Genomic DNA, 12,080 nt, shown 5'->3' with positions numbered 1-12,080 from the left:
GCGTGCGCCAGGGCGTAGGCCGCCGCCGACCCGCCCGCGCCGGAACCGATGATGAGGGCGTCGTAATGTTCGTTCATGGTGGTTTTCACTGCTCAATAAACCGCCGCCGGGGCGATGACCGCCGCCGTGGAGCCGCGGGTCCTGGCATGCGTGAGGGTAAACAGGAATTCGTGGACGCCGCGCCGGGCCAGTTCTTCGGTCGCCAGATTCTCCAGGCCGAACAACCCCATCTTCACGTACATGGTTTGAGGTACCAGAAAGGGACGCTCCGGATCTTCGCCGGGCACCGGACCAAAGCTCCAGGTATCGGCACCGGTCAGTGCGATGCGTTGCGCATATAGCCAGTTCACGACGTCCAGGCCGGGACCGGGTTCGCCGGAGAGGAACTCGGCGTTGTCCTTGCCCCACAATCCACCCCAGCCGGTGTGAAACAGCACGGCATCGCCGGGCCGCAGGGCAACGCCCTGCTTTTTCAGCGCGCCTTGCACGTCGCTTAGAGTGATCGCGTAGCCCTTGGCCAGGCGCTCCACGCCTTTGTAGGCAGGGATGTCGACCAGTACGCCGCGCGTGACGATGGGCGGCACGGTTTCCGTGCCGAAGCGGTTCAAGCCCCAAGACTCAACCACGTCGCGCGTGGTCCAGCCGTTGTAAAACCGGTCGCCGATCTGGATATGGCCGATGGAATCCAACTGTGTGCCGACCTGGAAGGTCCCCACCTGAATCTCGGTGATCCAGTTGATCTGGTTCTTGCCCCAGCCCTTGCCTTCGGTATCCGGTCGGCGCAGGTTGGCGAAATGGGGCGAAACGTCGACGGTCTGGTGCCAATAGCGGCCCGGAAACTTGGGGGTGTCGTCGTCCAGTATTCGCCCCAGATCGACGACGGTGCCGGTTTTCACCAGGGCGGTCGCGGCCCGTACCACCACGGGGGTGATCTCGTTCAAGGTACCCAGTTGGTCGTCCGCCCCGTAGCGACTTGGCCACCACGGTTGCACATCGGCGGGCAAGCCGGAGCGGTCGGCGCGTGAATCCGAGCGGGTCGGCGTTCCCGCTTCGCCGGCGGCCCAAACGCCGGGGTTCTGGGCCAAGCACAGACCCAACAGCACCATCCGCAGAGGAAGGGTATGACGCGATACGATCCGCTTCATGTCAGCCTCCTTGATCGAAGCCCGGATACAGGGTCATGCCGCCATCCACGTAAAGGGTGACACCGGTTACATAGTCGGAATCGTCGGAAGCCAGCCAGACCGTGGCGCGGGCGATGTCGTCCGGCTCGCCGACCCGGCGGGCGGGAATCAGCTTGAGCAGTTCCGCCTCGGCTTCGGGGGTCATCCAGGCAGCAGTGTTGATCGGGGTCTTGATCGCGCCGGGCGAAATGGCGTTGACCCGGATGCGTCGCGGCGCGAGTTCCTGGGCCATGGTCTTCATCATCATGCTCACCCCGCCCTTGGAGGTGGCGTAGTTAACGTGTCCTGCCCACGGGATGATGTCGTGTACGGAAGAGATGCAGATAATCTTGCCAGCGACGTTCGACAGTTCCGGCACGACGCCGCGCTGGAGGAACTCGCGGGCGGCGGCACGGCTGCAGAGGAACTGACCGGTCAGATTGATATCGAGGACTTTTTGCCACTCGGCCAGACTCATTTCGACCAGGGGCGCGTCTTTCTGCAAGCCGGCATTGTTGATCAGGATGTCGATGCTGCCCCAGGTCGCGATCGTTTGGGCGAACATCGCTTCGACCTCGTCTTCCCGACTGACGTCGGCGCGAATCGCCATCGCCTCGCCGCCGCCGGCCTGAATGGCTTCGACCACGGCTTGTGCCCGGTCTGCTCCACCCGCGTAATTGATGACCACTTTCGCGCCGGCCATTGCCAACGCCTTGGCGATGGCGGAGCCGATGCCGGAACTGGCGCCGGTCACCAAGGCGCGTTGACCCTTCAGGATGGGTTCACAGGTATTGTTCAACGTCATCGGTACTCTCCTTCAATTTATAAATGCATTGGGTATCTTTTGTCGTCGGCCAGTGAAATCACATGCGTGCCTGCTACTAGCTGAGTCGGGCCGGATCAGTATTCCTTACACATAAATAATTCAGGTCCAATGGATTGCCATGGATCGTATGTTTTTCACATCGTATCGAATGCAAAAAACAACAATTGCATGGAGGAGAAGATGAGCAATCTTGCGTCGGATCGACTGAATTAGCTTTTCAATTATTTCGTTTTGACAGCTCGTGTATTCTTTAACGGTGTCTGGTATCGAGGCGCTACATACGATGGCAAAGACAGCCATGATCATTGCATCTGTTGCGTAGCGGACGAATTACGCTGAAGAATCGAAGTGCCGATAGTCATTTACTTTGATCAGAAAAGCGTTCTTTTCTATCAGCGACCCTGCCCGCCCGCGCGCACTGCTCCCTCAGGAGGGAACGGAGATCAATCTGGTTTGCGCCTCGCTCGAATTTGGCGACCGGCTGGTAGCCCCTTGTTCCTTGCCTTGCACGAGATGGTTAGCCGGTTGTTCGCGGAACGGGTGTGTGTTTCACCCAGCGAATGGCTGTTATCAGAAAACCCGGTGTAAGACTTTTCTTCTTTGCACGACCAAAGGATTGACAGGCCCGCTGCGGATTACGGGTCAATCACTTGAGGTCATACGTCATAGATTCCAGCCATTGGAAGAACCTCAACATATGTTTAGAGGTGATCAGTGATTGCCAAATAATGCCGGAGGTTGTCTTTCAATACGTCTCGTATGTTTTGCAGATCGTATTGAATCCAAAATTAAAATGACTAATGGATGGTGGAGTAGATGAGCAATCTTGCGTTGGATCGACTGAATCCGCTTTTCAATAATTTCGCTTTGACGGCTCGAGTATTCTTTACCGGTGCCTCGTGTCTTGCAGCTGTATTCGACGGCAAAGGCAGCGTTGGTCATTTGCATCTGCTGCGTAGCGGATGTATTTCGGTGAAGAATCGAGGTGTCGATAGCTTCTACGTTGACCAGCCAAGCGTTCTTTTCTATCCGCGATCCTGCCCGCACGCACTGCTTCCTGATGAGGGAACGGAGATCAATCTGGTTTGCGCCACCATCGAATTTGGCGACCGGGTAGGTAGCCCCTTGTCGCTTGCTTTGCCCGAGATGGTTATCTTGCCGCTGGACAGCATCAAAACGTTGGCTCCCTCGCTGGAACTGCTGTTTTCGGAAGCCTTTACGGATCAGTTAGGTCGACAGGTGGCTCTTGACCGCTTGGCCGTTTACTTTGTGATTCAGTTGATTCGTCACATTATTTCTTCTGGAATGATGCAGACCGGCATGCTGGCAGCGCTGGCGGATACCCGTTTGGCTAAAACCGTCTATGCCATGCACGCTCGTTCTGAACATGCATGGTCGGTAGAAGAATTGGCTGAGGAAGCGGGCATGTCACGTGCCCGCTTTGCCGTTCATTTTCGTGACACCGTGGGCTGTACGCCGCTCGACTATCTGACGGGATTACGGATCTGCCTGGCGCAAACCTTGATGAAACAAGGCAAGCCGATCAAGACAGTCGCCTCGTTAGTCGGCTATCGGAGCCCTGCGGCGCTTAGTCGGGTGTTTTCGAAACGTGTGGGTATCTCACCCAGCGAATGGCTGGGTTCAGAAAACCCAGTGTAATGTTTTCATCGCCACCACCGAAAAACCAGCCCCCATGCATACTATCCGTACAGTGTCATTTCAACAACATCGAGTTCAACAGAATGAACTGGGTTTTTTAACTGACTGTCGGCCGGAATCAGGATCAATCTCCGGGAAAGCGCCTGATCGCCTGACGCAACAAATCCATCTGTGCGTCAAAACGTCGGCAGGCAGCGCACAGAATCAGATGTACACGCATTGAAAGACGTTCGGCGAAACCGAGTTTGCGATCCTGCGCTTCGATCACCAGCCGGTGAACTTCCCTGCAAGACTTCATTCCCGTCACCTCGCGTCAAACCAGCGCAACTGCAAACATTCCCGCAGTCGCATGCGTGCCCTATAGAGCACTACCCAACAGTTAGACGAACTCAACTTCAATTCCTTACAAATTTCTTCGGTCTCGAAACCGAGTACCTCCCGCATCGTAAAAACCCGCGCCACTTGTTCCGGCAAGGCTTTCATGCACAGCTCAAGCACCTCGTAAAATCCCCGCTGTTCGAGTACCACCGCCGGATCGCCCCAGTCTCCCGGCGCTTCCTGCCAGTGGCCGGTGCCATCGAACAGGGCATCGAAATCTTCGTCGCCCTGCTCGTCGACGATCGGCAGCGTTCCCTCGCGCGAGCCGCGCCGCAGGTGGTCGACAATCTTGTTGCGCAGGATGGAAACCGCCCAGGTCTTGAGCTGGGAGCGACCGGAAAACGCGCTCTTACCCTCCAGCGCGGCAAGCAGCGTTTCCTGAACGACATCCTCGGCGGCCGCCTCGTTGCGCAATTGCAGCATGGCGAAACGCAGCAGCGTCGGGCGGATTTTTTCTAGGGATTCCTGAAGGTCGGGGCTGGGCATCGCGCTACTGTATCGGCAGCGGCTGGCATATGCAAGCTTATGTCCGATTGTGTCCTGTTCAGGGAAAACGGCTCTTGAAAATGCCCCTTTACACCCTACATTAGTATTGGGCAAGAGCCCGATAACCCCAACTCATACGGAGGTAATCATGAACAAACTGACCCGTTTCGATCCGTTAGACGATCTGTTCCGCGGCTTTTTTGTCCGCCCCGTAGATATGAATATGGAGGCCAATACGCCGACAATCAGGATGGATGTGAGCGAACAGCCTGAAGCCTTTGTTGTGCACGCCGAAATGCCGGGCGTCAAGAAGGAGGACATCCATGTCCAGGTCGATGGCAACCAGGTCACGATCGCCGCTGAAGTCAAGCAGGAGAAGGAAGTCAAGGAAGGCGAGCGTGTCTTGCGCTCCGAGCGTTATTTCGGAAAGGTTTCGCGCTCCTTCCAGTTGGCGCAGGACATTGACGACACCAAGGCCGCCGCCCGCTTCAACGAGGGCGTGCTGGAATTGACATTGCCGAAAAAAGCAGCCAGTGCAGTAAAACGTTTGACTATCGAATGAGCAAGTAACTCACGCTTGGCTTCATGGCCGAAGGCCTCGCCCGCCGCGGGGCTTCCGGCCTTTGTATTTGCTCTGCTGCCGCGTAAAATCGTGCGTTTGTTATCCAGGATTTCCACCATGACCCTACGCTCGATTACTCCCTCCGACGAAGCGGCAATTCTCGCCGAGGCGCTGCCTTACATCAAACGCTTCCATGGCCGGACCATCGTCGTCAAATTCGGCGGCAACGCCATGGTCGACGAGCATCTCAAGCAATGCTTCGCCCGCGACGTGGTACTCCTGAAGCTGGTCGGCATGAATGTGGTCGTGGTGCATGGCGGCGGACCGCAGATCGAGAACCTGCTGACACGGGTCGGCAAGAAGGGCGAGTTCGTCCAGGGCATGCGCGTTACCGATGCCGAGACGATGGAAATTGTCGAAATGGTGCTTGGCGGCCAGGTCAACAAGGATGTGGTCAACCTGGTCAATCAGGCCGGAGGCAAGGCCGTCGGACTGACCGGCAAGGACGGCAGCTTCATCCGCGCCAAGAAACTCATGCTGCCGGACAAGGATCATCCCGGAGACCTGATCGACGTCGGTCAGGTCGGCGACATCACGCAAATCGACCCGTCGCTGATCGGCCACCTCGAAGCGGGGGGCTTCATTCCGGTGATTGCTCCGATTGGCGTCGGCAAGGGCGGCGAGACGTACAACATCAATGCCGACGTGGTTGCCGGCAAGATCGCCGAAATACTCAAGGCCGATAAACTGGTCATGCTGACCAACACGCCGGGCGTGCTCGACAAGGACGGAAAACTGATCACCGACGTCACGCCCAAGCAGATCGACGAGATGCTCGCCGACGGCACGCTGTTCGGCGGCATGCTGCCGAAAATCAGCTCGGCGCTCGATGCCGCGCGCAATGGCGTGAAGAGCGTGCACATCATCGACGGTCGTGTCGAGCATGCCTTGCTGCTGGAGATCCTGACCAAACGCGGGGTCGGCACCATGATCAAGTCGCATTGATGAGCGAGCGATCGCGCACCTGGCTTTTCGATCTCGACAATACGCTGCATGACGCCAGCCCGCATATTTTCCCGCATCTCAACCGCTCGATAACGGCTTATATCTGTGAGCATCTGAACGTCGATGAAGGCGAGGCCACACGTCTCCGGCTGCACTACTGGCAGCGCTATGGCGCCACCTTGCGCGGACTGATGCGCCACCACGGCACCGATCCGCACCACTTTCTGCACTGTACCCACCAGTTCCCCGATCTTGAGCATTCGATCATTGCCGAGCGCTGCCTGCACGCCATGCTGCGCCGGCTGCCGGGGCGCAAGATCATTTTCTCCAACGCGCCGAATAAATACACCGAGGCGGTGCTGGCAATTATCGGCATCCGCCGCTGCTTTGACAGCGTTTACACGGTCGAGCGACTGCGCTTTCAAGCCAAACCGGCGATCGGCGGATTTCTTCGGCTGCTGCACAACGAGCGACTCGACCCGCGTTCGTGCATCATGGTCGAGGATACGCTGCCCAATCTTAAAACGGCAAAACGTCTGGGTATGAAAACCGTGTGGGTGAGCGCCTGCACACGCCGCTCGCCCTATGCAGACGTACAGCTTGCTTCGGTTCTCGACTTGCCGAAGCGACTTGGGCGGCTATAATCTGACTGGCTGAATAATTAATTCAGGGGGCAACACTATGGCAAAGCCGGGCGAAAAAAGACTGCTGATCCTGCAAACGCTGGCCGCGATGCTGGAAAACCCGAAAGGGGAGAAAATCACCACGGCTGCCCTCGCAGCCCGGCTCGAGTGCTCGGAAGCGGCACTTTATCGCCACTTTGCCAGCAAGGCGCAGATGTACGAGGGGCTGATCGAATTCATTGAAAGCAGCCTGTTTGGTGTGATCAACCAGATTTCCGCCGAGGAAGCGCAGGGCCTGCAACAGGTCGAGCATATCCTGGCATTGCTGCTCAATTTTTCCGAGCGCAATCGCGGCATGACCAAGGTGCTGACCGGTGATGCGCTGGTCAACGAAAACGAGCGCCTGCAGGCGCGCATCAACCAGTTGCTCGACCGGATCGAAGCCGCGCTCAAACAGGCCCTGCGCGTTGCCGCGACACAGGAACAGATCTCCGCCAACGCCGATTTCGGTGGGTTGGCGAATATCCTGCTCTGCTACGTCATCGGCCGCTGGCAGCAGTACGTCAAAAGCGGCTTTACCCGCGAGCCGATGGCCAACTGGGCACAGCATTGGTCAATGCTCTACGTCGCCTGCCTGAGCCAGAGAGCGGTTTAGCCTCTCATCACGAGCGCACCTCATGCGTACCACAGCAACGCGACTGGCCTTCATCGACGCCCTCAAGGCGATCGCTTCGCAGCTCATTGTGCTGCACCATCTGGCGTTCTACGGCCCGATGTCCGATGTCGCCAGTCAACTGGCTCCGTCGCTGTTTTCCTGGCTGAGTCAGGATGCGCGCATTGCCGTGCAGGTCTTTCTGGTGATCGGTGGCTTCCTTGCCGCACGGGCGCTCGCTCCCTCCGGCAAGCTGATGACGGACAAGCCCCTCGCGCTGCTCAAGAAACGCTATCTAAAACTGGTTATCCCCTACTTTGCGGCGGTTCTGCTCAGCATTCTGTGCGCTGCGCTCGCCCGCCGCCTGATGGATCACGATTCGATTCCCGATCCGCCGGGCGTCTGGCAAGTGCTGGCGCATATCGCGCTGATGCAGAACCTGCTCGACTTCGACTCGCTGTCGGCGGGCGTCTGGTACATCGCCATCGACTTCCAGCTCTTCACCCTGCTGCTGTTCGCACTCTGGCTTGCCCGCGCTGCCGGTCGGGGCGTCGCCGGCACGCATTTCCTTGGCATCACTCTGGTCGCCGGGCTGGCGCTGGTTTCCCTGTTCTACTTCAACCGCGACTCGAACTGGGACAACTGGGCGTTGTATTTCTTCGGCGCGTACGCACTGGGCACGCTGGCTTACTGGCTGACCGATGCCAGACAGCAGCCGGGCTGGCTGCTGGTCATGGTCGGCGTCGTAGTTGCTGCGCTGGTCGTTGATTTCCGCTCACGCATCGCTGTTGCACTGCTCGCCGCGCTGGCGCTCGGCATCGCACAACATCGGGGATTCATGGAGAACCGTCCACAAGGCTCCGTGCTTGCCTATCTCGGCAAGATTTCCTATTCGGTATTCCTGGCCCACTTCCCGGTGATTCTCGTCATCAACGCGATATTCTCCAGGCTTGCACCGCAGAGCCCGGTCGCCAACGCCTTCGGCATCGTGCTGGCCTGGGCGGCCAGCATCGCTGCGGGCGCCGTGTTTTATCGCTTTGTCGAAAGCCGCGCCAGTTTCTGGCAGGGGCTGACCATCGACCCGGCACTGCGCGCCCTGAAACGTTTCGTTCTGGTGTTCAGAACCAAGCCCTGAGCCGTGTCTGGCCTGCGTCCGGTTCAAAGGCCAAGCACCAAAAAAGGTACGGTCGAGTTTTTCCTGTGCTTTTATTGCGTATCCTGGTCAGGAGGAGGGCGACAGGGGAAATGAAGTCGCCACCATTCAACAGTTGCTTGGGGTGCGCCGGAATGACTGTGGGCTGTTAGAACAAATTTACCCTGGCTTAGCAAGCTTGACCGCTTGCATATTGCCAATGTCGTATGGGTGATACGGGAAAACGGGTATCTGTCGAGCACCTTGCTTGCTCGGGGTCATTGCTGCGCTACCGAATAATTCCCGCATGGAAAGCCTGATCGATGCCATCCTTCGCGCCGGTCGTTCAGCCGTCGAGGTATCGCTGCTTGTCTTGTTGCCGATGATGGTGGTGATGCTGTCGCTGATGCGCCTGCATGAGGCCAGGGGTATGCTCGACTGGCTGGTGGAACGACGGGCGCCGCTGCTTCACCCGCTGGGATTGACTTGCCTTGGCGTGGTTGCCGCTTTGCAGATCAGCTTCGTCAGCTTTGCTGCGTTAGTGGCGACAATGGAACAGCATGTGACCTCGGACCGCTATCTGGCGACGACGCTGGCGATGGCCATGGTGCAGGTGAACGCGCTGTTTTCGCTGACGGCACGGGGTCTGCGCCTGGGGCCGTTACTCGCTTTTTCGCTGCTCGGCGGATTGGTGGCGGCGGTTGCCACCTGTTAAAGAAGCCTGTATTTATTGGCTTGATGCTGTGCAGGTCGTAGCCCCGGTGACATAGGAAATCCTGCCTTACTCCGATACCGAGTGCGTATCAGAAAGACCTCGGCAAGCCGAGTACGTGCTCGGCCACGTAGGCATAAATCAGGTTGGTGGAAATCGGCGCCACCTGGTACAGACGGGTCTCGCGGAACTTGCGTTCGACGTCGTATTCGTTGGCAAATCCGAAGCCGCCGTGGAACTGGATGCAGGCGTTGGCCGCTTCCCAACTCGCCTTGGCGGCCAGGTATTTGGCCATGTTGGCCTGCGCCGCGCAGGACTGGCCGGCATCGAACAGTTCGCAGGCCTTGAAGCGCATCAGGTTGGCGGCTTCGACCTCGATGTAAGCATCGGCAATCGGGAACTGCACGCCCTGGTTTTGCCCGATCGGGCGACCAAAAACCACGCGCTCCTTGACGTATTTCGTCACCCGGTCGAGGAACCAGTAGCCGTCGCCGATGCATTCGGCGGCAATCAGCGTGCGCTCGGCGTTCAGGCCATCGAGGATGTATCTGAAGCCCTGGCCTTCCTGTCCAATAAGGTTTTCCTCCGGGATTTCCAGATTCTCGAAGAACAGCTCGTTGGTCTCGTGGTTAACCATATTGCGGATGGGGCGTACCGTCATTCCGGTCTTTTCGGCCAGCCGCAGGTCGACCATGAAGATCGACATGCCTTCGGACTTTTTCCTGACATCGGCCAGCGGCGTGGTGCGCGCAAGCAAAATCATCCAGTCCGAGTGCTGCACGCGGGATATCCACACCTTCTGGCCATTGACGACGTAGCGGTCGCCCATTTTTACTGCGCTGGTCTTTATTTTGGTGGTGTCGGTGCCGGTACTCGGCTCGGTCACGCCCATCGACTGCAAACGCCATTCGCCGCTGGCGATTTTTGGCAGGTACAGCTCCTTCTGCGCGATCGATCCATGACGCAACAGCGTACCCATGTTGTACATCTGGCCGTGGCAGGCACCCGAGTTGCCACCGCTGCGATTGATCTCTTCCATGATCACCGAAGCTTCAGCCAGGCCCAGACCGGAGCCTCCGTATTCATGAGGAATCAAGGCGGCCAGCCAGCCCGCACTGGTCAGGGCATCGACAAAAGCCTCGGGGTAGCCGCGCTGCTCGTCGATCTTGCGGTGGTAGGCATCGGGAAACCCGGCGCACAGGGCACGCACTGCAGCGCGGATGTCCTGGTATTGGTCGGGGGCGGTTTCGATCATGGTTCTGCTGTCGGTTTCATTGATTGGAGATCAGGCAAGTCCGGCCATGCACGGAAGGGTCAGCCCGTTTTGTAGACGCAGCGTGCCTGTCGCACTTTATCGCAATGATGGCTGGTGTTGCCAGTATTAATGCGAAACACATGTCATCACGTCTTGCACCGGCATTCAACCCCTCCCGGCCTCTCCTTGTCAGGGGAGATGAGCCTTCCGGAGCTGGAGGTTTTGCGGCGGTGTATCTCATCAATGAGAATTCCGTGCTGTAGAGACACATTTCGGACAGAATGGCGGCCTTGCATGTATCGGTCGATCGAAGCAGAAAAGCGGGATCGCCCGATCGGCGCGCGAATCAAAACCATGAGGAGATTTTAAATGATCGTGAAAGGCATCGTTTTCGATATCAACGGAACAATGACGGATATCCTGACGAATGAGGCAGACGACCATGTTTATCGTGTCATCAGCAATCTTTTTTCATATCAGGGAATTCTGCTCGACCCTGCCACAACCAAGGATTTGTATTTCAGGATCCAGAGGGAGCAACGTGCAGCAGCCCATGAAACATACCCGGAATTTGATGCCATTGAAATTTTCCGTGAAATCATCAGGCAGCATTCGACGGACTTCACGCGCTCGCTACCGGCCGCAAAACTTGAACAGCTTCCCGGATTTTTCGCCGAAACCTACCGTGCAGCCTCCCGCTTCCGCCTGCATCTCTATCCGGGCGTCGATTCAACCATCCGGCAACTGCACCGGAACTATCGTCTGGCGGTAGTTTCCGATGCCCAAACGGCCTACGCAATCCCGGAGTTGAACGCTGTCGGGCTCTCCGGCTATTTCGACCCGATCATCGTCTCGGGAGACTACGGTTACCGCAAGCCCGACGAACGTGTTTTCACAGCCGCATTGAATGCCATGGGAATGGACGCATCAGAGGTTCTCTATGTTGGCAATGACATGCACTGCGATGTTTACGGGGCGAAAAGGCTCGGGATCAGAACGGTCTTCTTCAAGTCAAACCAGGGACATCATGAAATGGAAGGCGTAGAGCCCGATTACATCATTTATCATTTCCCGGAATTGCTCAACGCTGTCCGGTTTTTTGAAAGCAGGTAAGATCGGAAGCCGGGACCAGGCAGCGGAAAACACTTCGGGCAGTGAGCTCTGCTCTTCCCTGGCTCGTCTTCGCCGCAGTGAGGTGCTTTGCTGAAGGCTGATAAATAGTCTGCCCCAAGCGCCGCAAGTCATGCTATTTTTTGCATTTCGACTACTCGAGAGTATCGCTCATGACGCTGGATCGCTTGATCACACTGACCGCCCTGTCCGGAATGCTCGCCGCCTGCTCGACGACGGGGTCGCAGCAGACAACTGATGCAGCCCGCCAGGTAAGTGCCAAAGGCCGACAGAATCAACAACTGAAGTTCCAGCTCGCCAGCGGCGTCTACCGCTGCGAACTCGGCCAGAGTGTCGAAATTCAGCGCAATGCCAATTTGATCGAACTCAACTGGCAAGGCAATCGTCACACGCTGCAACGCTACGACTCCTCCTCCGGTCTCCCGCGCTACGAGGACCGGCAGAATGGCCTGCTGTGGATCGATCTGCCATGGAAAAGCGTCCTGATGGACAGCAA

General features: G+C 57.6%; 13 protein-coding genes and 1 pseudogene. 9 read left to right on the top strand and 5 right to left on the bottom strand.

Annotated elements, in window-relative coordinates:
* Window positions 1–92: 92 nt before the first annotated feature.
* Window positions 93–1,145: a cyclase family protein gene (locus JNM42_RS15595; protein ID WP_294272163.1), complete on the bottom strand. Its 1,053-nt coding sequence runs from the start codon at window positions 1,143–1,145 to the stop codon at window positions 93–95.
* 1 nt (window position 1,146) lies between these two features.
* Window positions 1,147–1,968, bottom strand: a complete 822-nt coding sequence (locus JNM42_RS15590; RefSeq protein WP_294272161.1) for an SDR family oxidoreductase — start codon at window positions 1,966–1,968, stop codon at window positions 1,147–1,149.
* Between the two features lie 837 nt (window positions 1,969–2,805).
* Here JNM42_RS15590 and JNM42_RS15585 point away from each other — a divergent pair.
* Window positions 2,806–3,648 carry an AraC family transcriptional regulator gene (locus JNM42_RS15585; protein WP_294272159.1) on the top strand — a complete coding sequence of 281 codons (843 nt, stop codon included), beginning with the start codon at window positions 2,806–2,808 and terminating at the stop codon, window positions 3,646–3,648.
* Between the two features lie 124 nt (window positions 3,649–3,772).
* On the opposite strand, the gene JNM42_RS15580 is transcribed toward JNM42_RS15585, so the two are convergent.
* Entirely contained in the window at window positions 3,773–3,946 is a 174-nt protein-coding gene (locus JNM42_RS15580) for a zf-HC2 domain-containing protein (RefSeq protein WP_294272155.1), read from the bottom strand.
* A 5-nt stretch (window positions 3,947–3,951) separates the two neighbouring features.
* Window positions 3,952–4,512 (bottom strand): sigma-70 family RNA polymerase sigma factor, encoded by a 561-nt coding sequence (locus JNM42_RS15575; protein ID WP_294272151.1) that lies wholly within the window; start codon window positions 4,510–4,512, stop codon window positions 3,952–3,954.
* Between the two features lie 148 nt (window positions 4,513–4,660).
* Here JNM42_RS15575 and JNM42_RS15570 point away from each other — a divergent pair, with 148 nt between their 5' ends.
* The 6 genes and pseudogenes from JNM42_RS15570 to JNM42_RS15545 all read left to right on the top strand — a co-directional run.
* Window positions 4,661–5,074, top strand: a complete 414-nt coding sequence (locus JNM42_RS15570) for an Hsp20/alpha crystallin family protein (RefSeq protein WP_294272149.1) — start codon at window positions 4,661–4,663, stop codon at window positions 5,072–5,074.
* A 117-nt stretch (window positions 5,075–5,191) separates the two neighbouring features.
* The gene (gene argB / locus JNM42_RS15565; protein ID WP_294272145.1) at window positions 5,192–6,079 is read left to right on the top strand and encodes an acetylglutamate kinase; all 888 of its coding nucleotides are present in this window, start codon (window positions 5,192–5,194) and stop codon (window positions 6,077–6,079) included.
* Window positions 6,079–6,723 carry a pyrimidine 5'-nucleotidase gene (locus JNM42_RS15560; RefSeq protein ID WP_294272141.1) on the top strand — a complete coding sequence of 215 codons (645 nt, stop codon included), beginning with the start codon at window positions 6,079–6,081 and terminating at the stop codon, window positions 6,721–6,723. The genes argB and JNM42_RS15560 overlap by 1 nt, the downstream gene beginning before the upstream one ends.
* A gap of 37 nt (window positions 6,724–6,760) precedes the next feature.
* On the top strand, window positions 6,761–7,357 hold the full coding sequence (slmA, locus tag JNM42_RS15555) for a nucleoid occlusion factor SlmA (RefSeq protein ID WP_294272138.1): 597 nt from the start codon (window positions 6,761–6,763) through the stop codon (window positions 7,355–7,357).
* 22 nt (window positions 7,358–7,379) lie between these two features.
* Entirely contained in the window at window positions 7,380–8,489 is a 1,110-nt protein-coding gene (locus JNM42_RS15550) for an acyltransferase (RefSeq protein WP_294272135.1), read from the top strand.
* A 304-nt stretch (window positions 8,490–8,793) separates the two neighbouring features.
* Window positions 8,794–9,186 (top strand): annotated as a pseudogene (locus tag JNM42_RS15545) (nucleoside recognition family protein); the annotation flags it as partial.
* Between the two features lie 103 nt (window positions 9,187–9,289).
* Here JNM42_RS15545 and JNM42_RS15540 read toward each other — a convergent pair.
* The gene (locus JNM42_RS15540; protein ID WP_294272132.1) at window positions 9,290–10,453 is read right to left on the bottom strand and encodes an acyl-CoA dehydrogenase family protein; all 1,164 of its coding nucleotides are present in this window, start codon (window positions 10,451–10,453) and stop codon (window positions 9,290–9,292) included.
* 369 nt (window positions 10,454–10,822) lie between these two features.
* Here JNM42_RS15540 and JNM42_RS15535 point away from each other — a divergent pair, with 369 nt between their 5' ends.
* Together JNM42_RS15535 and JNM42_RS15530 are read left to right on the top strand one after the other, a co-directional pair.
* Window positions 10,823–11,566: an HAD family hydrolase gene (locus JNM42_RS15535; protein ID WP_294272128.1), complete on the top strand. Its 744-nt coding sequence runs from the start codon at window positions 10,823–10,825 to the stop codon at window positions 11,564–11,566.
* A gap of 170 nt (window positions 11,567–11,736) precedes the next feature.
* On the top strand, window positions 11,737–12,080 hold a 344-nt coding region (locus JNM42_RS15530), incomplete at its 3' end, for a hypothetical protein (RefSeq protein WP_294272125.1).

It is taken from the genome of Propionivibrio sp., assembly GCF_016790145.1.
Taxonomy (GTDB): Bacteria; Pseudomonadota; Gammaproteobacteria; order Burkholderiales; family Rhodocyclaceae; genus Propionivibrio.
This window is presented reverse-complemented; position numbering and strand designations above follow the sequence as displayed.